A 22,877-nucleotide genomic window follows, 5' to 3' on the forward strand; every position below is an offset into this window, starting at 1 on the left:
AGTTGAACACGAAGACCGTGTTCAATTGAAAAGCTTCCAGCGCTTGTCGGACCTACCGGGCGCTTGCGCTTTGCTTTTGTTCACCCTCTGTTCATTGACTAAAATGGGACAATCCAGTAAAATAACAATGATTACTCGGGGGTGAAACGATGGCGATTCCACAGCTGATTATTTCGATGCTGCTGTTTATTGTGCTTTTCTTTGGAATTGGATTCCTGCTTAACATGCTTCTTCGCTCGACATGGATTATGGCAGTTGTCTATCCTGTAATCGTTATCATGATTATTGATAACGTTACGTTTTTTCAATATTTTTCCTCACCAGGTTCATCATTTAAAGCGTTAGGTACTGATCTTCTTTCACTAGGAAGTGCCGATGCAATTATTTTAACTGCTGGACTTGTTGGAGCTGTGTTCGCAGGTGTTGCGATCAGAATGCTTCGTGTAAGAGGATATCAGATGTTTTAAAAGCTTCGCCAATTGTTGGCAGAAGCTTTTTATATGTGTAAAAGTACATTATCTTGATGAATAGGTTTTCACTTCTCTGGAAATGAATAGATCATGAGAGGAGTGGAAAATGTGCGATTTATCATGCTGATCGCAAAAGGTATGATCTTTACAGGACTTTTTGCAGCAGCGTTGCTATCAACTTATTTATTATTATCGGGTTTATCAATGCAAGATGTAACGAAGTGGATTTTTCCTCAGCAGACTGTACTCAGTGAAGAGGATAGGACAAGCCTAGCGACGTCTCAGGATTGGTCACAGTATCCAACGCATACCGTAACGGCTACAGGCTATACGGCAGGTGAGGAATCAACAGGGAAAACACCTGAGCACCCTGCATATGGCATCACCTATTCTGGAGTAAAGGTAAAACGGGATCTCTACTCTACGATCGCTGCCGATACGTCCCTCTTTCCAATTGGTAGTGTACTCTTTATTCCTGAGTATGGCTTTGGGGTTGTAGCAGATACAGGAAGTGCAATAACTGGGAAGCGAATTGATCTCTATTACGACACAGTTAATGATGTTTATAATGAGTGGGGGAAAAAGACCCTCGACGTATACCTGATCGAAAAAGGTGATGGAACCTTAACGGAAGAAATGTTGTTAACGTTGAATGAAGAAGAGTCGATGCAAGTCTTCAGACAAGAGTTAATGAGTGAGAAAGAATAACAGAAGCTACAAAACGTCGGAGAGTATTCTCTCCGACGTTTTGTGTTTACCTCTCATTTTCTAAGAAAGCATCTTCCCCTTCAAAAGAGGGATAGCGATTAGGATGAAGAATGGCTGCAAGTTTGACGAGGCCGGTCATTAAACGTGGTGAAGGGCGACAATAAAGCCATTCTTCAAGTACATGAATGGGACTTTCTTGAAGCTTGTCCCAGTCCTGACGTTTTTGAACGATTTTTGGATTTACTTTATTCTGTCGAACGCCAACCCAGGCAAGACAAATATGGTCTGGTCTTCGATTTACGACATCTGCCCAATCTGTTTGAACAGAAGCGAGTTCCACATCACGAAAAGAATTTCTCGCTCCTGCCAGTTCACTAATCTCAGTTAACCAGTTTGTTTTACCAGGTGTGAAAATGGGCTTTGGCCACCATTCCCAATAAATATCCGGCTTTTCTGGGATTTGATCACTGATTTCCTTGTACTCCTGAATCAATTTCCTGAAACGATTGGAAAGAGAGAGGGCTTCCTGCTTTTTATTTGTAAGCCCTCCAAGAGTAACGAGATCGTTACAAATGTCCTCAAGGGAATTGGGATTTAATACTGTATAAGATAGACCAAGTTCGTCCATGCCCTCAATATTTTTCTCCATTCCTGGAACGCTCAGTGATGCGAGAATAAGGTCTGGTTTCAACGCTTCAACTTGCTTCAAATCAATTGAAAGATCGGGACCAAGACGTGGGAGACTTCTGATTTGTTCTGGCCAGTCTGAAAAGTCATCAATACCGACAAGCTGATCTGTTAAACCAAGGTAGGCACATAGCTCAGTATTACTAGGACATAATGAAACAATTCGCATTTAAGTCCTCCTATATTTAAGCGATTTGAAAAGCGTAGTATAAAATTAAAGTTGAAATAATTCCAAGCAAGCCACCAACGAGAACTTCGATTGGCTTATGCCCTAATAGCTCTTTTAATTCTTCAATTTTCTCTCGTTCTTGCTTTTGCTGCCAATTTTTCGCTTCAGAAACGAATCTATTGAAATTAAGAACAAGCTGGTTTAGTACAATGGCTTGCTCTCCTGTTTGTCTGCGAACACCGGTTGAATCAAACATCACAATAATGCTGAACATCGCTGCTACGGCAAATATAGGAGAATCAAGGCCAGTCTCAAGTGCAACTCCTGTCGCTAAAGCTGTCGTAGCGGCGGAATGAGAACTTGGCATCCCTCCTGTTGCGTTGAAGAGGGACCAATTAATTTGTTTCGTTGCAATAAAATAAATCGGTACTTTCAGAAACTGGGCAAATACAACGCCAAATAGCGCTGCCCAAAGGGGGAAATTTAGCAAAATATCCATGAGTGACAACATCTTCCTTTCTAAACTGATCCTATGAATGGTGTACCCGAAGAAATTTACTTTCAATCGAGTGAATGATTGAAGTAATGAAGATTGGTTGAGGATAAACTATCAAGTCTTTGCTCATTTGGTGGTTCATTTCGATCTTTGTGAATGAAACCCTTACCTAACTTCCATTTCAAACAAAGAATATTATGCATAAAATTGTCAGTCTATTATATCATATCCCTAAGAAGTTGTGACTTGCCACATGGTAAGATAGGGAAGCACCAGCGTCTTCCATTGACACGATTGCTCTTTCGTGTTAACTTATTAGTGATTTACCAAACTAAAGGATTGATTGAAAGGTTGTTAAGTTATGAATGCCGTTATTCTTGCAGTTCTCATCATGCTAGGGCTAAGCCTTTTTCGTATACATGTTGTCATTGCACTTGTTATTGGAGCGATCGCAGGTGGTTTATTAGGAGGACTTTCTCTTAATGATACAATCGAAGCGTTTAGTTCAGGACTTGGAGGAGGAGCGACTGTTGCACTAAGCTATGCGTTGCTAGGTAGCTTTGCTGTAGGTCTTACTCGCACTGGACTTCCTGAATTAATTGTTGAGCGTGCTCTAAAGCTGGTTAACCGTCGTGGAGGAGATCGGAAGAAGGGACTTGCTAAAGTTCTTATTCTCTTTGTCATTCTTCTCATCTCATGTTTCTCTCAGAACCTAGTACCTGTTCACATTGCGTTCATTCCCATTCTTATCCCACCTATTCTTCAGGTGTTAAATGAACTTGGAATGGATCGTAGAGCGGTAGCAGCTGTTTTGACTTTTGGACTAACCGCACCATACATTCTGTTACCGGCTGGTTTCGGTAAAATATTTCACGAAATTCTTCAGTCGAATATGGCTGATAGTGGCATGGAAATTGAACTTTCCTCTATACCGACAGCTATGCTATTGCCAACAGCAGGTCTCGTCGTTGGTCTCCTTATTGCGGTCTTCATTTCATACCGCAAGCCAAGGACGTATAAACAGCTATCTATTGCTCAGGAAGATACATCTGAGACATATAGTTATTCAAATCGCTCCATCCTATTTGCAATTTTATCTGTTGTCGTTACCCTTGCCGTTCAGATTCCAACTGAATCAATGATTCTAGGCGCACTTTCAGGTATTATCGTCCTTTATATTACGGGGAGCATTCGTTTGGCTGAATCTGAAGCGATTTTAACAGACGGTATGAAAATGATGGCATTCATTGGTTTTGTGATGCTTGCAGCGAATGGGTTCGCTGAAGTTCTAAGACAAACGGGTGAAGTTCAATCGCTTGTAACACAAGCCTCCGGATTAATAGGCGATAATAAAGCGCTAGCGGCTCTTTTGATGTTAATCGTCGGATTGTTTATTACGATGGGAATCGGATCATCATTCTCAACCATTCCAATTATTGCAGCGATTTATGTTCCACTTGCTATGGAATTAGGATTTAGCCCAATGGCAACAATTGCGCTTGTCGGAACTGCCGCCGCCCTCGGAGATGCGGGTTCTCCTGCATCAGATAGTACATTAGGCCCTACATCAGGACTAAATGCAGATGGTCAGCATAATCACATTTGGGATACGGTTGTCCCAACGTTCTTACACTATAATATCCCGCTTATCTTATTTGGCTGGATTGCAGCTATGATCTTTTAACTAAGAAAAACACGGAGAGTGCTCTCCGTGTTTTTCTTTTTGCTTATTATAGAGCATTCTATAAAAGAAGGGTCGGTGTATTCTGTTACACTAAATAAAACAGCTATGAAATGAGGTGGCGTATGTACTTTGGTAAAGTAAAGGAGCAAAACAGCGATCGTGTTCCTCCTAATCAACGCGTAACGAAGGGATGGCCAGTTCTACACGTTGGTGACGTTCCTTATTATGAAAAAGATCTTTCAAATTGGGATTTAAGAATAGGAGGCCTCGTTGAGCGCCCTACGGTTCTAACCTTTGAACAGCTAATGGCTCTACCTGAGACGTCACAAACAAATGATATTCACTGTGTGACGGGCTGGTCGAAGTTTGATAATGAATGGGAAGGCATTGCAACACGGACGATAGCAGATCATGTAGGCATTCGAAAGGAAGCTAGGTTTGTTATGTTAGAGGCAGAAGAAGGATGGACTACGAATCTTCCGCTTGAAGATTTTCTTGCAGAATCGAGCCTTCTTGCTTACAAACATAACGGGAAAATGTTAACCCCAGAACACGGCTATCCGATCAGAATGGTAGTGCCCCATCTGTATTTCTGGAAAAGTGCGAAATGGATTCGCGCAATTAAATTTCGGTCAGAAAATCAGCAGGGCTTTTGGGAACGGAATGGTTATCATATGTATGGTAATCCGTGGAAAGAACAGCGATTTGCTTGGGATTGAAAACTGCCTTTTTGGCAGTTTTTTTTGTTCAGAATGTTACTAGATTGGTGAGAGTTTTGTAGTAGACAAAACGATTCGTTTACAAAAACAGGGAAATGAAGATGGGTGTAGAATTTAGATAGTTATAATAAATAGGAATGGGAAAGCTTGAAGCCCTATAATAGACTGACAGAGATGTAATGGACGAATTGAGTGCCGATCTTCTCCTTTTGTTTCATGAGCCTGATCTAATAGGAGTGATATAGTGAGTATAGTACAGGATCATATATTGAATCATATATCATGTGGTATTTTAGCGATCGACTTAGATTTTCGCATCATACACATTAACGAAGTAGCGGAAAAGATCCTAAAAGTTAAGCGTCAAGATGTGTTAGGGGAAAATGTATACGAAGTTTTCCCCTTAGCGCCAGAAGAAGTGCGCCATGTGGAGCGGACGATTGAAACGGGTGAAGAGTTTTTCATTGAAGCTATGCCGTATAGCTGGGGAGTTTATAACCTGTATTTAACCATTCAAACGAGGGTTTTACGAGAATCTGATAAAATGTATGGAGCAATGGTAGAATTCCGGGATATGACTCTTTTGTATGAAAAACAAGAAGAACTGATTGATCGCATGGAGAACATGGCAGTGAACGTAATCCCTCTTATGGATCAACTGGGATTATTACCTCTTCAACCTGTTGTGGAAGAAGTAGGTTTTCAATTCCTTCTTGATATAGGACTTCAAAAAGTAGCTGATATGAAGGTGAATACACTTATTATCGATTTATCGTCTGTTACCTCTCTCAATCAAGAGTTTTCTGAAATGATGTTAAAGTTATGCAGCTCATTGAATCTCCTTGGGGTGGATATAATGATTACTGGGGTACGTGCAGAAACGGCGATAAAGTGGATTTCATCTGGAACGGATTACATAAAAACAACCTATCATCCACACGTACAGGCTGCTATTTCAAAGTATAAAAATAGCCGGTTATAGAAAAAGAGCGTTCTCCTAAAGCGGGGAACGCTCTTTCATCTAAATGTTAAATTTCAAGGTTTTTGAGTGTCGTTTGCAATGTTGCCTGTTCTTTTTCAAGTTTGACTAATGCGGTTTCGATCATTTTTTTGTACAAAGAGAGAATGAGCTCACCGTACTTGGAACCAGGAACAGCCCACTTTCCATTCAATGCCTGCCATGTTGTGGCAGAGCCACGTGTCACAAGATCGAATCTTGGATCAACTTTTTCGTCCCATGCCGGAAGAGGAGAGGTGGAAGCATATGCATAGAGGTGTTGGATATGAGCAAGAACGCCAGTCGAAGCATTTGGAAAGGTGGCACCTGTTGCTCCGCCTCCGGTCGCTCCAATTCCCGCGAAATTATTTTGCTCTGGTTTCACATCGCCAGTAAAACGAAAGAAATTTGTTTCGTGAAGTGCCTGAGCATAAGCAATATCACCGCGAATGGAATATTTCTTACTATGGGCCAAATATAGGGCAGCAAGGTCTGGGGCTCCAGGATTAATGGTTCTTGTATAAGCATCCATTTGCTCAGCTGATAACACCGCATTGCCCTGTATTTTATAACCTTTGTCTGGAACCGGCACCGGGTCCGGTTCCACCACAGGCGGGTTTCCTTTTTCAACTAGTATAAATGTTTCTATACCTGCTTTGTTTAACTTTTCTGCTAAGACTTCTGCATTTTCTTTTTCCTTAAATGCGCCAACTTGAATGCGGTAGATTGTTTCCTTGTTGACGACAGTGGTGGCTATAAAACCCCCAAAGCCTTTTTGGATTAACATGTTGAGATAGGTTTCTGCATTATCTCGCTTGCTAAAAGCTCCCGCAATCACTTTATATAAAGTGCCATCGACCGGCTTAGGTTTTAACGGAAGTTTCATGGCGGTTGCAGTTGCATCAGCAATGACAGTCGATATGTCTGTCATAAATGCAGGGTTGGTGAGGAGTTTAAGGTCTTTTTCACTATCAACAAATAACACTTCAATAAGCAATGCATTCATTTTGGTTTCGCGTAAGACATGAAAGTTGGCGCGTTTTTTTCCGCGATCCAAAATGTTGTATTTCTTTAATATCTCAGTTGAAATTTTGTTGTGAATGGTCGATTGTAGTTGGACGGTTTCATTTGGAACAGTGCCATTATAGATATATGTTTCAAACCCGCTACCCCCTGCAGCATTATGGTGAATGCTAAGATAGAAATCAGCTTTGATCGCATTTGCAAAATTTGTTCTAGGTTTTAAGTCAATGGTTTTATCGGATTCGCGTGTTAATGCCACTTCTACTTCGTATTTTGAAAATAAACGATCTCTTACCATACGACCAATAGCAAGGTTGAAATTTTTCTCTTGATAATTTTTATACGTTGCACCAGGGTCTGTACCACCGTGCCCTGGATCAATTATGATTAACGTCAAGTGACTCCCTCCATCATTGTCGGATACTATTAGTATATTTATACCAATTCAATCTGTCTGGACAAACCGTACAATTAGGAGGAGTTTCTTGAAAATAGGCTTTTTACCACAGTACATAGTGTAACTGTTCAATAAAAATCATAGTGGTTCAGGTTAAGGAGTGAGTTTATATAGTGGTTGAACAGCTGGATCACTTGCAATATGCTCTGGATAAATGAAGCCTCGGCCATCGTCTGAGAAAGAGATGCCTGCTTTTTGGAAACACTCCTGAATAAACTCTGAACAGATGTATTTGTCATTTGGTATCGATTCTAAGTCGCCAATCACGACGCTTGCGAGGATTTTAAGGATTTCTTCTATGTCATAAAGCTTACCTGTTAGATCAGCGCCTCTTCTTAGCATTGCATTACGCTTATTTTCGTCTAAGTTCTTTGTGAGAGAATGCCTTGCAAGATAAAGCTTTCCTTTGTATGGATGACCTGAATTGCGATAGTCTTGGAAATAATGAGATAGCGGTACGATGCGTACACCGTAACTTTCCACGCTTTCTAGCATCATAATGCGATCCATCCACCGAAATAGAAGAGCAACGTGACTGAATTGGGATTTGGATACGTTCTGAATGATTTTACTAACTGGGTACGAGCCACTACAAAGGAGAAGGTCGCCTGTTTGAATGTCATTTCGAGCAGATCGGTAGTTTTTGACAGTTAAGTTAACGTAACGGTTTGCTGACATGATGAACCTCCTATAAATGAGCTTACTCTTGTAGTTAGATACATAAACCATTTCTCCTTCTTTTTACCATTGGAACTGTAGGTTCAAAACAGTTTCGACATAATAGTGAAGAAAATGGTTGTATTTGCGGAACAAATAATCCTATAGTTAATTGTGAGGTGAATGAGGATGGATTTCTTAAAAGCAGTGGTGGTTATCGCATTTCTTCTTATGGCGGCTAATATCATTAAACCCTTTGTAACATCTTCTAGAAAAAGAGCAGCAATGTTTGCCGGCTTTTGGCTATTGCTATACATAGTCGTCTGGGGCGTTCCGACCTTTGGCGGTGCGCAAACTGATGAAGCGATCGGGAATGGAAATGAATCATCAGGAAACAGTCAGCAAAATGAGGATGAAGTCCCGAATGATGTGAAGGAACAAGAAGCTCAGATTGAAGAAGAGATTGATTTTGAACCTTCATCGATTGAATTGATTGTAAATGCTCCTGAGTTACTAGGTTTATCACGTGAGGAATTTTTATCGAACTTCCCTAAGAGCATTGAGCCAGATCGCAAGGATCCAATGAAAATGACATTTGAAAATGGTGAAGTTATTTTCAAAGAAAATGTTGCCGTTGAGATGAATTATTTTCCAGAAGGGTTGCGTTACCTTGAGGATAATCGCCTTCTCCTCGCGAGTTTAGGTTTTGAAGTTGAAGAGGTTAGAAAAGGGTCGAATCCATTTAAGAAGCCTGTAACGATCTATCTTATAGAAGGATTTTCTGATGTGACGATTTATGGAACGGAAGGTGAGAGTGAAGACTCTTTCATTGAGAAAATTCACTTGCGGAGAGAATTCTATCCAGCATCGGCTGAGTCTGAGGAAGAAGAAATGAACACAGAAGAGTAAAAAACTCGCGTAAGCGAGTTTTTTTATATTTTAATCGCTACTCGGTAAGATAAAAAAAGCATGATCGTTGAGATGGTAATGGTTACGATTACCCAGGACCAGGCAAGTGTCATTTGACCAGAATCAATGGCAACATAAATGGCCGTGGGCATGGTTTGTGTTTTTCCGGGGAGGTTTCCGGCGAACATTAAAGTCGCTCCAAATTCCCCAAGTGCACGAGCGAAGCTTAAGATAATCCCAGAGATAAGAGCGTTTGAAGCAAGTGGAATTGAGATGATTCTTAGAACCGTCCATTTTCCTGCTCCATCTACCCGTGCTGCATCCTCAATATCTCGATCAACTGACTCAAAACCAACTTTAGCTGATTGATACATGAGCGGGAATGCAACGACACTTGCCGCGACAACACCTGCTTGCCACGTGAAAACGAGTGAGTGCTCGAAGATCGTCTCAATCCACTGACCAATTGGGCTTGAAGCGCCAAAGAGGACGAGTAGAATAAAGCCAACAACCGAAGGAGGCAGCACAAGCGGGAGCATAATAACGGTATCGATCAAACTTTTCCCGCGAAAATTCTTTCCTGCCATTAGGTGACTAATGATAATCCCGAGGACTGTCACGATGATGCTTGCGACGAGAGAGATTTTAAGTGAAATTAGTATGGGATCGAGGAATTCAGTCATTTGCGGTCACGTCACTTTGGAAACCATAAGATTCAAAAATCGCTAATGCTTCATCGCTTTGTAAGAATGTGAAATAGTCACTGGCTTCTTCGTTAGCTCCTTTGACGATCCCGGCAGGATAAATGATCGGTGAATACGATTGGGTAGGAACGTCTTCAACCAAGGTTACTTTGCTAGAAGAGCGATAGTCGGTTTCATAAACAATACCTGCATCGGCATTACCTGTTTCAACGTAAGTCAGAACCTGGCGTACATCTTTACTGAAGATTAGCTGATCTTCTAGCTTATCCCACTTGTTTGCGTATTGCAGCGCTTCTTTTGCATAGGCTCCAGCTGGGACTGTTTCAGGCGTTCCGATCGCTAAGCGACCTTCATGACTTTCATCTAATTGGTCAAAGCTACTCAATTTAGCTGATTGGCTTTTAATTAAAACGAGTTTATTTCGCAGTAAATTTGTTTCGATTTCAAGCAGGTCTTCCTTTTTAATATCATCGAAATAAGACTCTGATGCAGAGAAGTAGACATCTATAGGTGCGCCTTGCTTGATCTGATTGGCTAGAACACCGGATGATGCAAGATTTAGTGTGATTTCTGTATCAAGGTGTTCTTGTTCGTAAAGAGAATTTAACTCTTTCATCGCATCACTTAAACTAGCCGCTGCGGCAACCGTTATATTGGCTGTTTCTTCTTGGCTTGATTGACATCCTGCAATGGAGACCACCATAAGGATAAGAAGTAGTAAATGCTTCATATGTAAGATCCTTTCATCTGCTAATCTTTCATCTATTATAACGAAACTTCCTCTATTTGTACGGAAAGAAGACATAGAAAAATTGGATCACTTTATGATTAATCGCAAAGTGATCCAATTCAAATGTGGGGTTAAAAAAAGAGTTTTGGTTTAGGTTGTTTTGTATTGCTTCGCACAAAAGGATTTTTAGTTGAAGAATCACATTTCGAATCGAATGGATACTCAATTGCCTGCTTGTATGGCGGGGGTGCTAATTTAGCGTGATGACTTTCTCGGTATGGTACATCAATTGTTTGCCCACGAACATTATCTTGACTTTCCAACTCAGCAGCGACGATGGAACCTATTTGTTTTCCGAGGCGAAGTCCTTCTTCATTATCAACTGGGAAGTGAACACCAGCATAGAGTCTTGAGTCAGCGCACTCTTTCGCGAGTTCTCTTAATCGTTCTTGCTCTGCAGGAAAGAAATAAGAAAGTATTTCTGCTGTAGCTGCTCCTACCGTCGCATGTCCTGATGGATAGGTGGGATGTCTTGGCGTACAGACCAGGGATTTGAAGTCGTGGTCCAGTTGATTTGGTCGTGCGACGTTCCAACGGTATTTTAAATACCAAGCCGTTGTAAAAGCATCATTCATGCCGGTTGCAACGCCTGCAAGAATTCTTGCTGCTCGAGGTGCTGTTACGTTGTACGTATCAATTAACTTATCAATAATCGGAGTCCATTGTTTACTGGCTACACCCGTCCCCCAATATTCAGCTAAAGTGACTTGCTTCGGATTAAGGTGATTCTGTGCATGTTTGACTTTTTTTAACTCATTGTCCCAATCGATCGATGCTGGTGGCTTGATGTCCAGTCGAAAGGGTCTTCCGCTTAATGTGGTAAAACGCCCTGGTGGTTTATTACGTATATAATAATCCGGCCATGATCCAGCATAAGGTTCTTCTGGATTATGAGGTGGCTCGTTTTCACCTGCATACGGAAGCTCTGACCATTTTTTATAATTCTCTGCCATAGCTAGTTCCTCCTTCAATCACTACTCCCTATAGTAAATGCGAGGCAGTTAAGAGGGGTGCTAAACTAAAAGGCATATTCTAGAAGGTAACGTGTTATCGAACCATGCCGTTTCTAATCGCATAAACTGCAGCCTGAGTTCGATCATTGACACCGAGTTTCCCCAAAATATTACTTACATGTGTTTTCACTGTTTTTAACCCAATGTATAGCTCTTCGGCAATTTGATTGTTTGTTTTCCCTTCGCCTATTAATAGCAGAACTTCTTTTTCGCGTTTCGTTAGATCATCATGCAAAGACTTCTTTTGATTTGATCGTAATTGGTTCATCATTTTTTGAGCGACCTTCTGTTCGATTACGCTTTCATCCTGAACGGCCTTACGAATGGTCGAGATAATTTCATCAGCAGAAGCTGTTTTTAGAAGATAGCTAAAGGCACCTGCTTCAATCGCAGGAAACACCTGCTCATCATCATAGAAACTTGTTATGATAATGATCTTTGTATTTGGCCTCACGGTCATGATTTCTTTTGTTGCCTCAATGCCCGTCATCTCTGGCATAATAAGATCCATTAAGATCACATCAGGGTTCATTTCATTCACTAGAGTGACGGCTTCCTTGCCATTAGAAGCTTCGCCTACGATTTGAAAATCTGGTTCTGTCAGAAGGTAAGCTTTCAATCCCTTTCGCACCATATCGTGGTCATCTACAATCATCATCTTAATCTCTGCCATCATCCAAACCCTCCAACGGCACACGTACTTCAACCAGAGTTCCTTCACGAGCCCGAGAAGAGATGCGGAACTGTCCGCCGATTTCATCACATCGCTCCTGCATAGAACCTAGTCCGTATGCTCCTTTTTTGTTCTCATTCATTTCAAACCCTTGTCCATTATCTTTTATATGTAATATAAACTGATTTTTCTTAAGTTTAAAGGTAATTCGAATCACAGATGCTTCGGCATGCCGGAGCGCATTCCCGAGGCTTTCTTGAACGATTCGGAATAAATTCTCTTCAATTCCACTTGAAAGGTCCGGAAGATCATCAAGTGTGACGTGAAAAGTAACTCCTGATTTTCTTTCTAACTCTTCGACAAGCTTTCTCACTCCTTCGCATAATGAATCTTCAGATAGGTGAATTGGGCGGAGATGGAGAAGAAGGGCTCGCATTTCAACTTGTGCTTTACTTGCGAGATCTGCGACATCCAACATTTGTGATTTAGCTGTTTCAATATCTCGATCCATCATCTTTATGGAAGCAGAGGACATCATATTTAACGCGAAAAGCTGTTGACTGACAGCATCATGAAGGTCTCTTGCAAGTCGTTGACGTTCCTCGATAATGGCTGCTCCTCTTGCTTTCTCAGCTAAGTCAGCTTTTTGGTTAACTAAATTCTGTAGAGAGGTTACTTGCTTCTGAAGCTTGTCCGCCAGTTCGTTTAATTCACTACTAATCCGACCAATTTCATCTTTGTCTGTCATTTTCATTTTTTCAGTGAACTTGCCTCTCGAAAGAATGATGATTTGGGTGGAGATATCTTCAAGTCGATTTCTGATGGAGAGCGTGTCTTTATAGCTGAAATAGCTTCCTAACAGAACCACGAGAATCATGACTAATAGCGGTGATAATAAACTGAATAGCACAGATACGGCATTAGGCTGAAAAAACAATGCAATTTGAATAACTAGAAAATAAAGAACCCCAGTAAATAAAGCAGTATAAAGAAGCGACTTGAATAATTTCCATCTGAGCGTTGATTTATTCACAGCTATGGCACCTTTCTCTAAATCCGATCAACTCGTAAATCAAGTACGGAGAAGTCAAGATAGAATACGATTCGTTGGAGAGCGTCATCGAAATCGTCTGTTTTGTAAGTTAAGGCGTGACCCTTTCCGACGTTGTCCTGGTTATGCTGATCAATTGTAGCCGAAAGTACATGGGCTGTACCGTCAATTTTAAATGGGATATCATCTGGGAAAATAATATTAATATCACCAACAAATCCTGACAGCGTAATGACGGTTTCTTCCTCTGGGATAAGTGTCGTTGAAAAATCGAAGTTATAATCGCACACAAAACTCCAATCATTCATCGTATGAACCTGCCAATTTGGCTTATTATAGGAATGGTCCTTAACGAGACTGAACCCCTGGCTTTTTCGATATCTCCCTAGGAATTTAAAGCCAATCATTACGAATATAAGCGGCCATAGTTTCCAAATACTCCAGAAACTAAAGTCAATTATTTCGAAACGATCAAGGATCAGAAGTAGTCCAAAGGTGAGTAGTAGCACACCGGTTGTCCATTTCTTCCTTCTCGTTGAAGGTAATAGGGCATCAAAAAGGTACTTTCCACCGAGCAGAAACAACAAGAAGGGATAAAAATAGACAATTGCCTCCGTCATTTCCATGGAAATAATGCCGATATTTATAAGAAGAAGAAAGATTCCGAGAGCAACGAAAAAAATCGCGGCGAGGAATCGTCCAGTTTGTATACGTTTCATCTAATCTCCTCAATTCATTCTGTCTCCTATACAAGAACATATTTGACAGTTGATAGCTTGTTTCCTGCCATAACACTGGATTGTCACTTGAAGTAACTTGGATCTGGAAGAATATATTTCCTTTTAGGGAAATAGTGTGGTGTAATGGTTTGTTTTGATACTAGTTTCCAAATTCGATCGCGGTTACAATAGTGAAATATTAATAAGTGTTATCATTTTGTCTCTATCTAGAGTGTATAGAAATATGTGAGTGAATTGGAGTTTCTTACGATTGAACTTTTCTCAGTCTTAAGGCTGAATTTTCATGTTAAAATGGAATCGTTTAGTGGAAAGTATGAAAGAAGAGAAGGATGAAGCGTTTCGAACTCGAATAGATGTAAGAAGAGTATGGTTCAAAATGAGAGAGGGAATAAAATGAAACAAAAGCGCATGTTTAAACTGGCCGTTGCTGGATGTGTTTTGGGCATTATCGCAGCAGTGCTCTCAAGGTTTAATGTGATACCTCTAATTCAAGTCAAAGATATTTCGTTTTTAACTGCTTTTATTTTTCCGGCGTTTGCTGTACTAGGTTGTTATTTTGTGAAAACAAGACCTATTGTAGGAGGATTTAGTCTCCTCGTTTCAGCAGCAGGAGGAATTATTTTTTTATCGATTTTTTATATTATTCCAGCAGCTTTTCTCGTAACTTCAGGTTTTTTAAGTATTTTACTAAAGGAAGAACCACAATTAGTCGCAAACAAATAACCGCTCTACGAGGTGCGGTTTTTGTTATTTTTGTAAGAACTGGTGAATGGCTTGTGACACTTCCACAGGCCTTTCTTCTGGGATAAGGTGTCCAGTATGAGAGAGGGTAAGAAGATCTGCGTCAGGCAGGTCTTTTTTCATGCGTTCACCTACGCGTATAGGTACAAGACGGTCGTCGGTTCCCCAAATTAAGAGGGTGGGAAAATTAATTTTATTTAATGTGCTCGTAGATAAATCCTCTTCTCGATCTCGTATGAGGCGAGAAAGCGCAAGAAAGAAACCTTTTTCATTAAAACTGGATGTGTAGCCATCGATGACTTCTTGCGTGAGTAGCTTATGGTCATAAACGAGATGTTCAAAATTCTTTCTTAAATTAATGGCACTCATTGATAAGCTAAGGCAAAGTGGAAAAAAAGGGAGATAAGAGCATAATCGAATAGCTAATGAAGAAGATTTAATATAGCTTGAGCTACATAGGAGAATAAGCTTTTCAATTCGTTCTGGGTGCTGAATACACGCGCGAAGAGCAATTTGTCCGCCCATTGAATGTCCAATCAAGATAGCTTTTGAAATTTGCATTCGTTCAAGAAGTCTATTTGTAAGAGCAGCATACTCATGAAGCGAGTAGTGGATATCACAGTTCTTTTCGCTCTCGCCGAAGCCTGGTAAATCAAAGCACAATAAGTGATAGTTCTTTTTAAGAAGGGGAAGAAGCTTACGAAAACTAAAGGAAGAAGAAAGGAAGCCATGAATGAAGACAAGTGTATGGACATGAGGGTTAGTATGTTTGTAATACTCATATGCCAACGTCACGTTGTCGATTTGTATCCGTTCCTTACTTGGGATAGACACGGTTTCATCACCTCTCATCCATTCGCTATTTAAAGTTTGGCTTACTTAGTCATACTTTATCCTACTCTTAGAAAGTTGAAGGGCCGAATGAGAAGACAAAAAAAGAGACGAGGCGTTGGCCTCGTCTTCAAAAGGGGGAATATAGATAGCTTACTACTCCTGTTATTCCCACTTTAGAAAAAGAATATACATATAAATGAAATTAATATGAAAGTAAAGATGTAACGAGGACAATTGTAATGGCAGCTGGGACAAAGTAACGAATTAAACCATACCAGAGTGGGAAGACGACCCGCCCTATTTTAGAAGACATCATCACTTCGTCCGCTAATATTTCTTTCTTCATTTTCCGAGAAACGAAAATAGAGATAAGAAGAGCACCGATAGGCATTAATAAGTTACTTGCCAGAAAGTCCATCGTATCAAATATTGTTCTGCCAAATATGGAAATGTCTCCAAGGACACCAAATGACAAAGCGGAAGGGATCCCGAGTAAGAATACGCAAAATCCTGCGATCCAGGAAACTTTCTTGCGATTTCCTTTACCATGCGTCACTGTAGAAACAATGATTTCCATCAAGGAAAAAGCTGATGTTAACGTTGCAAAGAGCAAAAGCGCTAGAAAAACTGTGAAAAACAAACCACCAAACGCCATTTGATTAAAAACAGCAGGAAGAACGGTGAAAATAAGTCCAGGTCCTTCTGTGGGCTCAAATCCAAATGCAAAAACAGCAGGGAAGATGGCAAGTCCAGCTAGAAAGGAGATTAACACGTTCAGGCTAACGACTGATACTACTGATCCTGTTAAATCAGCTTTTCTATCAAGATAAGAGCTGTACGTAACCATTAAGGAGATCCCGACGCTGAGCGCAAAGAACGATTGGCCCAGGGCATCAAGAACACCTTCTGCTGATAACATAGAGAAATCAGGTTTTAAAAAGAAGGAGACCCCTTCCATTGCGCCATCAAGAGAAAGCGAACGCGCAACAAGCACAAGAAAAAGAATAAAGAGAGCTGGCATCATATAACGGCTTGCTGTTTCGATCCCTTTTTGAATCCCAAACTGCACAATGGCTACTGTTATCGCTAAAAATAGAGCCTGTGTTAGGAGAGCGGTTGCAGGACTTCCAATGACTTCACCAAACAACTCTTCGTAACGGCTATTTTGAAGTCCTGTAAGTGAACCAGAGAAGCTTCTTGTTAAGTACGTAATCACCCATCCTCCAATGACACTATAGAAGGAAAGAATAATGAAAGAGGCGATAACGCCCAGATAACCAAGCCATTTCCAGCTTGCTTTCCCGGAAATTGATTCATACGAAGAAACGGCATTTTGCTGTGAGTGTCTCCCAACAACAAATTCCGCAAGAAGCATTGGAGCACCGACTAAAACAGTGAAAAGAAGAAAAACAAGGAAAAATGCTGCTCCACCGTTTGTACCCGCCATATATGGAAATTTCCACAGTGCACCAAGCCCGATAGCTGATCCAGCTGAAGCCAAAATAAATCCGAATCTTGACGACCATTGATCATTTGATTTCATCTTGTCACCTCATACAATATAGTAAGTCCAATTGAATGGCATTTTATCACTATAGCGAGCGGAAAGAATTCAGTCAATATTAAATATTCATGTATTTATTTACCACACGCTATAAACCTTGTTATTACTGAAGTACCAGCCATTCCCTCTGTTTATTTTAATTTGAAAGTAAATGCTTTATAATACATTCTTGTCTTGCTATTCCTTCAATAGAAAGGTATGATTTGTAGAAAAGGCTAGTATGATGTTTTGTCTAGATTAGAAATCTATGTTATACTAGTAAAGTTGAAAAAATTTGTTAGGAGTGTTTTCATGGCAGAGCAATATAACGTCGGTGATATCGTTGAAGGGAAGGTAACTGGTATTAAGCCTTTTGGTGCTTTCGTTGCAATTGACGACCAAAAGCAAGGACTAGTTCACATTTCTGAAATCTCTCACGGGTACGTAAAAAATATCGAAGATCAACTTACTGTAGGAGACGAAGTTAAGGTAAAAATCCTTAACATTGAAGAAGGTTCCGGTAAAATCTCTCTTTCAATCCGTGCTACTCAGCCTAAACCTGAGCGTCCGGAAAGAAAGCCTCGCCCGGCAGCACCGAGCGGCGGAAACAAGAAACCACAACAAACTTCTTCTCCACAAGGCTTCAACACGCTTGAAGATAAACTTAAAGACTGGTTGAAAGAATCTAACGACCGTCAAGCTCAATTGAACAAGCGTCTGAAGAAGTAAGGAATGACGAAAGAAGGCAGCCGCGGCTGCCTTCTTTTTTTATGTTGTTGCGCGATCAGGATCATGTGAAAGCTCTTCTGTCGGTTTGAAAAGTAGTGTTAGGCAATATAGTCCACTTAGCCCGACTAGGCCATAGACAATTCGAGCAAGTGCAGCATTTTGTCCACCGAATATAGCCGCGACGAGGTCAAATTGGAAAAATCCAATTAGGCCCCAGTTGACCGCTCCGATGATCACTAACGCAAGAGCAAATCGTTGTAATGTGCTCATAAGAATACCTCCTTTTATTAGGAAACATATTGATTCTTCTATAACATGATAAAAACTTCACCAAATTATACATAGCAGCTCCTCTTAATTCTTATAAGCAGATTGCTTTATTTTAATAATTGATTGAGGCATAATAAAATGGAACTTCCATCAAAGCTGTTTATTTCTGATGGTTAGTTGCACGAATTAATCCTTTTGGTGGTCATTTACTCTCACCTAAACTTCTTGCATTACTAAAGATAAAAGGTGAGTTTTTATTGCGCCTAGAGGCGAAGTTAAACGTGATTTGAATTAAAGGAGGACATAACATTGAATAATTTTACTTTCCAAAATCCAACAAAATTGATCTTCGGTAAAGGGCAGCTAGAAGCGCTCAAAACTGAAGTGCCACAATACGGAAAAAGAGTCCTCGTTGTTTATGGCGGAGGAAGCATCAAGAAAAATGGTGTTTACGATAGCGTAATGAACACATTAACCGAAATCGATGCTGAAGTATTTGAACTTAGCGGCGTTGAACCAAACCCACGCCTAACAACTGTTCATAAAGGTGTCGATATTTGTAAAGAAAACAACATTGATTTCATCCTAGCAGTAGGTGGCGGTAGTGTTATTGACTGCACAAAAGCGATTTCTGCAGGTGCTAAATATGATGGAGACGCTTGGGACTTCGTAACGAAGAAAGCATTTCCTGAAGCAGCTCTTCCATTCGGTACAGTCCTAACGCTAGCAGCAACTGGTTCAGAAATGAACCCAGGTTCTGTTATCACAAACTGGGATACACAAGAGAAATACGGTTGGGGACATCCACTTGTACACCCGAAATTCTCTATTCTAGATCCTGAGAACACGTATACAGTGCCAAAAAACCACACAGTTTACGGCATGGTGGACATGATGTCTCACGTACTTGAACAGTATCTTCACCCTGAATCAAATACAGAGCTTCAAGAAAACATGCAGTTCTCTGTACTTGAAACAGTGATGAACACAGCTCCAAAACTTCTTGAAGATATGCAAAACTACGACCACCGTGCAACAATCATGTTGAGTGGTACAGTAGCGCTAAACCAATCTCTACAGATGGGTGTTCGCGGTGACTGGGCTTCTCATAACATTGAACACGCAGTATCAGCTGTTTATGATATTCCACACGCTGGTGGACTTGCAATTCTCTTCCCGAACTTGATGAGACATAATCTTGACGTGAACGTTGATAAGTTCAAGCGTCTTGCTGTCAAAGTTCTTGGCGTAAGCGAAGAAGGTAAATCAGATCGCGATGTTGCGCTTGAAGGTATCGACAAGCTAAGTGCGTTCTGGAGCAGCCTTGGTGCACCAAACCGTCTTGCTGATTACGACATTGACGATAGCCAGCTTGATCTTATCGCTGACCGTGCGATGGCTAATGGGGCGTTTGGTAATTTCAAATCCCTTGAGCGCGACGACGTGATGGCGATTTTGAAGGCTTCTCTATAAGGTGAAATGATAGGACCGTTCCGTTTTGGAGCGGTTCTTTTTGTTATGCTTTTTAGCTAGGGATGATTTTTGACCCATTTACGCTGTGTTCGGCAGCCCCGGTTAGAGCAAATGAATTTGCTCACCTGGGCTGCCGAACACAGCGACCTTTAAGCTCCGCTTAAAGGCGATTGAAACTCAGGTTTCAATCGAATGTGTCAAAAATCGAGCGAAGAAATTTGTCCTCTGAAGTGAATAAGGACACAAGGTCAAACGAGTTTAGAAAGAAATCTCTCCAGGTAATCGCTTACATGGATCGGTGTTCTTGATTTCGAATGGGTCTTGGGCTAAAGTAAAACGTGAGTGAAGAACAAAAAATGATAATTGGAGGCTAATTATGACTTCAAAAGTAAGTTTTGATTATTCAAAAGCATTGTCGTTTGTTGGCGAACATGAAGTAACATACATGGCGGATGCAGTGAAGGCTGCACACGATGCGCTACATAATGGAACAGGGGCTGGCAACGATTTTCTTGGCTGGCTAACGCTTCCGCATGATTATGATAAAGAAGAATTCTCACGCATTCAGAAATCTGCTGAGAAAATCAAATCAGATTCTGACGTTCTTCTTGTCGTTGGTATCGGTGGTTCTTATTTAGGTGCTCGTGCAGCAATCGAAATGCTGAACCATTCTTTCTATAACGTGCTAACAAAAGAAGAGCGCAAAACACCACAAGTTTTCTTCGTAGGTAACAACATTAGCTCAACTTACGTGCAGGATCTCTTTAGCGTACTTGAAGGCAAAGACGTGTCCGTTAACGTCATTTCAAAATCAGGTACAACGACAGAGCCCGCAATCGCGTTCCGTATTTTCCGTAAGTTCCTTGAAGAAAAATACGGCGTAGAAGAAGCTCGTCGTCGCATCTATGCGACTACTGACAAGTCAAAAGGTGCTCTTAAGACACTAGCTGACGAAGAAGGATACGAAAGCTTCGTGATTCCTGATGATGTTGGTGGACGTTATTCTGTTCTTACAGCTGTTGGACTTCTTCCAATCGCAGCAAGTGGAATCTCCATCGAAGAGATGATGAAAGGTGCTCAAGATGCACAAGATGACTTGAACACATCTGACATTGAATCTAACCAGGCTTATCAGTATGCAGCGGTTCGTAATGCCCTTTACAACAAAGGCAAGAACATCGAGCTTCTAGTGAACTATGAGCCATCTCTACACTATTTCTCTGAGTGGTGGAAACAGCTCTTTGGAGAAAGTGAAGGTAAAGACAACAAAGGTCTTTATCCAGCATCCGTTGATTTCTCAACAGATCTTCACTCCATGGGACAATACGTTCAAGACGGCCGTCGTAGCCTGTTTGAAACAGTATTGAACGTTGGGAAAGCGCGTCATGAGATCACAATCGAAGAAGACGACAAGAACCTAGACAAGCTGAACTACCTTGCTGGTGAAACAATGGACTTTGTTAACCAGAAAGCATTCGAAGGTACAATGCTTGCTCATACAGATGGTGATGTTCCGAACTTGATCGTGAACATCCCTGAAATGACGCCTTACCACTTCGGTTACCTTGCTTATTTCTTTGAAAAAGCATGTGCCGTTTCCGGTTACCTACTTGGCGTGAATCCATTCGATCAGCCAGGAGTAGAAGCATACAAAACAAACATGTTTGCGCTTCTTGGTAAACCAGGATTCGAAAAAGAAAAAGCTGAGCTTGAGGATCGCCTTAAGACAAACGAATAGAACGAACAAGAGAGAGTGCCTCGGCGCTCTCTTTTTTTATTTAAAGAAAAGTAAGTATAAAATTCAGTGAAGTCTAGCTCTAGCACTTGTCGGGACTAACCGAGCGATTGCGCTTTTTTTTCATGAAATCTCTCTCATTGGACACGATAAGCGTAGACTACGTAAACAGGGAGGAAGCGCACATGATTCCAATGAATTCCGTACTTGAAGGGAAAACGATCGAACTTAGTATTATGGAAGACAAGCTCCGCCAATTAGGCTATAGCTATGGAGGCGGCTGGGAATACGATCACGGCTATTTCGACTATAAAATCGATGATGAAGACGGATATCTTTTTCTAAGAGTACCAATCAAAGCTGTAAAAAAAGAGCTTGATGCGGATGGCGCAATTGTTGAAATTGGACAGCCTTTCATGCTCTCTCATATGTATCAGGCAGGTGTTGATCCTGAAGGCAATATTGGGAATATCTCAGCATCGTTTAATCAGTTCCAAGAGCCCACAAATAAAGATGCTGAAATTGATGAAGAATGGCTGAAATACGGAGAGCGATACGTGAAAGAACTAGACGCCGCGCTCTCATCTTATGTGTGAATCACGAGTAAGAGATCATCAGATACAATAAGAAATGAAGGGGAGGGGTTCATGACGAGCTCACTCCCTCTTTTTACACCGATCATCAGGATATCTTTTTCATTTAGTTGCTGTGCTACATCACAAAAGGACTCTTCACTAAACGACTCAGCACTCATGAAATCAAGCTGATTAGGCTTTAAATGCGTTAGCATCTCAAGTAAAGTGGTCGAAATCCCATGAGAAAAGACGCTATTCGTCATAACTGTACTGAGTAGGTGGGCACTTTCGATTACCTCATTCGCACCAGCTCGCTCAGCATTCACAATTTGCTCAGGCGAAAGAATTTCCACAATTGTATACACCGAAGGGTTGATCCCTTTAACCGTTAAAAGGGTAAGGATTGTCTGCATATCCACTTCAATTTCACTTTTATACTGATCCGCTGTGATAAGAACGGTATGCGCATCGCTAATCTTCGCCTTTCTTAATGTGCTGTCCTCACCAGGGTTTCCACGAATGAAATGAATACCTTCTTTTTGAAGTGGGTTTTCCGTAAGCGAATGATCAATGAGCACGATGGATCGTTCAGGCTGATTGGATAAAAGTGCCTTGATCGTATGTCTGCTGCGCGAATTCCAACCAACCACAACTACATGATTGGCTCGCTCGTAACTTCTCTCTCCACGGCCAAGCGCCCCCTGCGTCATCACAAAGGAAGAAGCAAGCTTCGCCATATAAAACGTCATAAAGCCAGCGCCAAACATAATAAATACCATCGCAAAAGCTTTCCCTCTAACCGTCTCAGGTGATGTATCACCGTACCCAATCGTGGAAGCCGTCACGATCGCAAACCACACCCCATCGAAAACGGTCGGAAACATTTCCGGCTCCACCAGATGCATGATAAAGCCCATCGTTATAAGAATCAGCACAATCAGTGCACCTAGTTGTAATACAGGCGGATAGCGGGATATATAATAAACTAAGTTACGTAATCTCAAAGTAAACGCTCCTTTCTCCACATCCA

At 41.1% G+C, this 22,877-nt stretch carries 25 protein-coding genes; 11 read left to right on the forward strand and 14 right to left on the reverse strand.

Annotated elements, in window-relative coordinates; genetic code table 11:
- Window positions 1-149 precede the first annotated feature (149 nt).
- Both Q4550_RS22330 and Q4550_RS22335 read left to right on the forward strand, forming a co-directional pair.
- Window positions 150-467 carry a YuiB family protein gene (locus Q4550_RS22330; protein ID WP_194219021.1) on the forward strand — a complete coding sequence of 106 codons (318 nt, stop codon included), beginning with the start codon at window positions 150-152 and terminating at the stop codon, window positions 465-467.
- A gap of 123 nt (window positions 468-590) precedes the next feature.
- Entirely contained in the window at window positions 591-1,178 is a 588-nt protein-coding gene (locus Q4550_RS22335; protein ID WP_371018701.1) for a 3D domain-containing protein, read from the forward strand.
- 46 nt (window positions 1,179-1,224) lie between these two features.
- On the opposite strand, the gene Q4550_RS22340 is transcribed toward Q4550_RS22335, so the two are convergent.
- Both Q4550_RS22340 and Q4550_RS22345 read right to left on the reverse strand, forming a co-directional pair.
- A complete protein-coding gene (locus Q4550_RS22340; RefSeq protein WP_303536202.1) occupies window positions 1,225-2,034 on the reverse strand; it encodes a cobalamin-binding protein in 810 nt (269 codons plus the stop codon).
- Window positions 2,035-2,050: 16 nt separating this feature from the next.
- Window positions 2,051-2,533: a divergent PAP2 family protein gene (locus tag Q4550_RS22345; RefSeq protein ID WP_194219610.1), complete on the reverse strand. Its 483-nt coding sequence runs from the start codon at window positions 2,531-2,533 to the stop codon at window positions 2,051-2,053.
- Window positions 2,534-2,891: 358 nt separating this feature from the next.
- Here Q4550_RS22345 and Q4550_RS22350 point away from each other — a divergent pair, with 358 nt between their 5' ends.
- The 3 genes from Q4550_RS22350 (at window position 2,892) to Q4550_RS22360 (ending at window position 5,915) form a co-directional block, all read left to right on the forward strand.
- The gene (locus tag Q4550_RS22350) at window positions 2,892-4,214 is read left to right on the forward strand and encodes a Na+/H+ antiporter family protein (protein WP_303536204.1); all 1,323 of its coding nucleotides are present in this window, start codon (window positions 2,892-2,894) and stop codon (window positions 4,212-4,214) included.
- Between the two features lie 122 nt (window positions 4,215-4,336).
- Window positions 4,337-4,933: a sulfite oxidase-like oxidoreductase gene (locus Q4550_RS22355; RefSeq protein WP_303536206.1), complete on the forward strand. Its 597-nt coding sequence runs from the start codon at window positions 4,337-4,339 to the stop codon at window positions 4,931-4,933.
- Window positions 4,934-5,177: 244 nt separating this feature from the next.
- Entirely contained in the window at window positions 5,178-5,915 is a 738-nt protein-coding gene (locus tag Q4550_RS22360) for a PAS domain-containing protein (protein WP_303536208.1), read from the forward strand.
- Between the two features lie 46 nt (window positions 5,916-5,961).
- Here Q4550_RS22360 and Q4550_RS22365 read toward each other — a convergent pair whose 3' ends face one another.
- Both Q4550_RS22365 and Q4550_RS22370 read right to left on the reverse strand, forming a co-directional pair.
- Window positions 5,962-7,350 (reverse strand): N-acetylmuramoyl-L-alanine amidase, encoded by a 1,389-nt coding sequence (locus Q4550_RS22365; protein WP_303536211.1) that lies wholly within the window; start codon window positions 7,348-7,350, stop codon window positions 5,962-5,964.
- A gap of 153 nt (window positions 7,351-7,503) precedes the next feature.
- Window positions 7,504-8,088, reverse strand: coding sequence for a YiiX/YebB-like N1pC/P60 family cysteine hydrolase (locus Q4550_RS22370; RefSeq protein WP_303536214.1), 585 nt, complete (start codon window positions 8,086-8,088; stop codon window positions 7,504-7,506).
- A 168-nt stretch (window positions 8,089-8,256) separates the two neighbouring features.
- On the opposite strand from Q4550_RS22370, the gene Q4550_RS22375 reads away from it, so the two are divergent.
- Window positions 8,257-8,976, forward strand: coding sequence for a hypothetical protein (locus Q4550_RS22375; RefSeq protein ID WP_303536216.1), 720 nt, complete (start codon window positions 8,257-8,259; stop codon window positions 8,974-8,976).
- A 23-nt stretch (window positions 8,977-8,999) separates the two neighbouring features.
- On the opposite strand, the gene modB is transcribed toward Q4550_RS22375, so the two are convergent.
- The 6 genes from modB to Q4550_RS22405 all read right to left on the reverse strand — a co-directional run bounded on the left by modB (window position 9,000) and on the right by Q4550_RS22405 (window position 13,926).
- Entirely contained in the window at window positions 9,000-9,659 is a 660-nt protein-coding gene (gene modB, locus Q4550_RS22380) for a molybdate ABC transporter permease subunit (protein WP_303536219.1), read from the reverse strand.
- Complete coding sequence (gene modA / locus Q4550_RS22385) at window positions 9,652-10,410, reverse strand: molybdate ABC transporter substrate-binding protein (RefSeq protein ID WP_303536221.1); 759 nt, start codon at window positions 10,408-10,410, stop codon at window positions 9,652-9,654. Before modA ends, modB begins: the two co-directional genes overlap by 8 nt.
- A gap of 131 nt (window positions 10,411-10,541) precedes the next feature.
- Entirely contained in the window at window positions 10,542-11,423 is an 882-nt protein-coding gene (locus tag Q4550_RS22390) for a vanadium-dependent haloperoxidase (RefSeq protein ID WP_303536224.1), read from the reverse strand.
- Window positions 11,424-11,517: 94 nt separating this feature from the next.
- Window positions 11,518-12,156, reverse strand: a complete 639-nt coding sequence (locus Q4550_RS22395) for a response regulator (protein ID WP_303536227.1) — start codon at window positions 12,154-12,156, stop codon at window positions 11,518-11,520.
- Entirely contained in the window at window positions 12,143-13,189 is a 1,047-nt protein-coding gene (locus tag Q4550_RS22400; RefSeq protein WP_303536229.1) for a HAMP domain-containing sensor histidine kinase, read from the reverse strand. Before Q4550_RS22400 ends, Q4550_RS22395 begins: the two co-directional genes overlap by 14 nt.
- Window positions 13,190-13,206: 17 nt before the next feature.
- A complete protein-coding gene (locus tag Q4550_RS22405) occupies window positions 13,207-13,926 on the reverse strand; it encodes a cell wall-active antibiotics response protein (protein WP_303536231.1) in 720 nt (239 codons plus the stop codon).
- A 414-nt stretch (window positions 13,927-14,340) separates the two neighbouring features.
- On the opposite strand from Q4550_RS22405, the gene Q4550_RS22410 reads away from it, so the two are divergent.
- Window positions 14,341-14,670 carry a hypothetical protein gene (locus Q4550_RS22410; protein ID WP_194219036.1) on the forward strand — a complete coding sequence of 110 codons (330 nt, stop codon included), beginning with the start codon at window positions 14,341-14,343 and terminating at the stop codon, window positions 14,668-14,670.
- A gap of 24 nt (window positions 14,671-14,694) precedes the next feature.
- Here Q4550_RS22410 and Q4550_RS22415 read toward each other — a convergent pair whose 3' ends face one another.
- A complete protein-coding gene (locus tag Q4550_RS22415; RefSeq protein WP_303536236.1) occupies window positions 14,695-15,522 on the reverse strand; it encodes an alpha/beta fold hydrolase in 828 nt (275 codons plus the stop codon).
- Between the two features lie 202 nt (window positions 15,523-15,724).
- Complete coding sequence (locus tag Q4550_RS22420) at window positions 15,725-17,065, reverse strand: sodium-dependent transporter (protein WP_303536238.1); 1,341 nt, start codon at window positions 17,063-17,065, stop codon at window positions 15,725-15,727.
- A 312-nt stretch (window positions 17,066-17,377) separates the two neighbouring features.
- Between Q4550_RS22420 and yugI the strand changes: the two genes are divergently transcribed.
- Window positions 17,378-17,794, forward strand: coding sequence for a S1 domain-containing post-transcriptional regulator GSP13 (gene yugI, locus Q4550_RS22425; protein ID WP_098444801.1), 417 nt, complete (start codon window positions 17,378-17,380; stop codon window positions 17,792-17,794).
- 39 nt (window positions 17,795-17,833) lie between these two features.
- On the opposite strand, the gene Q4550_RS22430 is transcribed toward yugI, so the two are convergent.
- Complete coding sequence (locus tag Q4550_RS22430) at window positions 17,834-18,064, reverse strand: DUF378 domain-containing protein (protein ID WP_194219039.1); 231 nt, start codon at window positions 18,062-18,064, stop codon at window positions 17,834-17,836.
- A gap of 309 nt (window positions 18,065-18,373) precedes the next feature.
- Between Q4550_RS22430 and Q4550_RS22435 the strand changes: the two genes are divergently transcribed.
- The 3 genes from Q4550_RS22435 to Q4550_RS22445 all read left to right on the forward strand — a co-directional run bounded on the left by Q4550_RS22435 (window position 18,374) and on the right by Q4550_RS22445 (window position 21,868).
- Window positions 18,374-19,537, forward strand: a complete 1,164-nt coding sequence (locus tag Q4550_RS22435) for an iron-containing alcohol dehydrogenase (RefSeq protein WP_303536244.1) — start codon at window positions 18,374-18,376, stop codon at window positions 19,535-19,537.
- 376 nt (window positions 19,538-19,913) lie between these two features.
- Window positions 19,914-21,275, forward strand: a complete 1,362-nt coding sequence (locus Q4550_RS22440; protein WP_283153759.1) for a glucose-6-phosphate isomerase — start codon at window positions 19,914-19,916, stop codon at window positions 21,273-21,275.
- Between the two features lie 182 nt (window positions 21,276-21,457).
- Window positions 21,458-21,868: a YugN-like family protein gene (locus tag Q4550_RS22445; RefSeq protein WP_283153760.1), complete on the forward strand. Its 411-nt coding sequence runs from the start codon at window positions 21,458-21,460 to the stop codon at window positions 21,866-21,868.
- Here the strand turns inward: Q4550_RS22445 and Q4550_RS22450 are convergent.
- Window positions 21,859-22,851, reverse strand: a complete 993-nt coding sequence (locus Q4550_RS22450) for a potassium channel family protein (RefSeq protein ID WP_303536247.1) — start codon at window positions 22,849-22,851, stop codon at window positions 21,859-21,861. The genes Q4550_RS22445 and Q4550_RS22450 overlap by 10 nt on opposite strands.
- Between the last annotated feature and the right edge of the window lie 26 nt (window positions 22,852-22,877).

The organism is Anaerobacillus sp. 1_MG-2023, from assembly GCF_030547345.1.
Taxonomy (GTDB): Bacteria; Bacillota; Bacilli; order Bacillales; family Guptibacillaceae; genus Guptibacillus; species Guptibacillus hwajinpoensis_B.

Bases quoted from the DNA above. Each gene is read 5' to 3' on its own strand.
- Q4550_RS22395 (WP_303536227.1), bottom strand. From the start codon at position 12,156: ATGGCAGAGATTAAGATGATGATTGTAGATGACCACGATATGGTGCGA.
- Q4550_RS22370 (WP_303536214.1), bottom strand. From the start codon at position 8,088: ATGTCAGCAAACCGTTACGTTAACTTAACTGTCAAAAACTACCGATCT.
- modB (WP_303536219.1), bottom strand. From the start codon at position 9,659: ATGACTGAATTCCTCGATCCCATACTAATTTCACTTAAAATCTCTCTC.
- yugI (WP_098444801.1), top strand. From the start codon at position 17,378: ATGGCAGAGCAATATAACGTCGGTGATATCGTTGAAGGGAAGGTAACT.
- Q4550_RS22430 (WP_194219039.1), bottom strand. From the start codon at position 18,064: ATGAGCACATTACAACGATTTGCTCTTGCGTTAGTGATCATCGGAGCG.
- Q4550_RS22420 (WP_303536238.1), bottom strand. From the start codon at position 17,065: ATGAAATCAAATGATCAATGGTCGTCAAGATTCGGATTTATTTTGGCT.
- modA (WP_303536221.1), bottom strand. From the start codon at position 10,410: ATGAAGCATTTACTACTTCTTATCCTTATGGTGGTCTCCATTGCAGGA.
- Q4550_RS22440 (WP_283153759.1), top strand. From the start codon at position 19,914: ATGACTTCAAAAGTAAGTTTTGATTATTCAAAAGCATTGTCGTTTGTT.
- Q4550_RS22405 (WP_303536231.1), bottom strand. From the start codon at position 13,926: ATGAAACGTATACAAACTGGACGATTCCTCGCCGCGATTTTTTTCGTT.
- Q4550_RS22355 (WP_303536206.1), top strand. From the start codon at position 4,337: ATGTACTTTGGTAAAGTAAAGGAGCAAAACAGCGATCGTGTTCCTCCT.
- Q4550_RS22345 (WP_194219610.1), bottom strand. From the start codon at position 2,533: ATGGATATTTTGCTAAATTTCCCCCTTTGGGCAGCGCTATTTGGCGTT.
- Q4550_RS22335 (WP_371018701.1), top strand. From the start codon at position 591: ATGCTGATCGCAAAAGGTATGATCTTTACAGGACTTTTTGCAGCAGCG.
- Q4550_RS22330 (WP_194219021.1), top strand. From the start codon at position 150: ATGGCGATTCCACAGCTGATTATTTCGATGCTGCTGTTTATTGTGCTT.
- Q4550_RS22340 (WP_303536202.1), bottom strand. From the start codon at position 2,034: ATGCGAATTGTTTCATTATGTCCTAGTAATACTGAGCTATGTGCCTAC.
- Q4550_RS22350 (WP_303536204.1), top strand. From the start codon at position 2,892: ATGAATGCCGTTATTCTTGCAGTTCTCATCATGCTAGGGCTAAGCCTT.
- Q4550_RS22445 (WP_283153760.1), top strand. From the start codon at position 21,458: ATGATTCCAATGAATTCCGTACTTGAAGGGAAAACGATCGAACTTAGT.
- Q4550_RS22390 (WP_303536224.1), bottom strand. From the start codon at position 11,423: ATGGCAGAGAATTATAAAAAATGGTCAGAGCTTCCGTATGCAGGTGAA.
- Q4550_RS22375 (WP_303536216.1), top strand. From the start codon at position 8,257: ATGGATTTCTTAAAAGCAGTGGTGGTTATCGCATTTCTTCTTATGGCG.
- Q4550_RS22410 (WP_194219036.1), top strand. From the start codon at position 14,341: ATGAAACAAAAGCGCATGTTTAAACTGGCCGTTGCTGGATGTGTTTTG.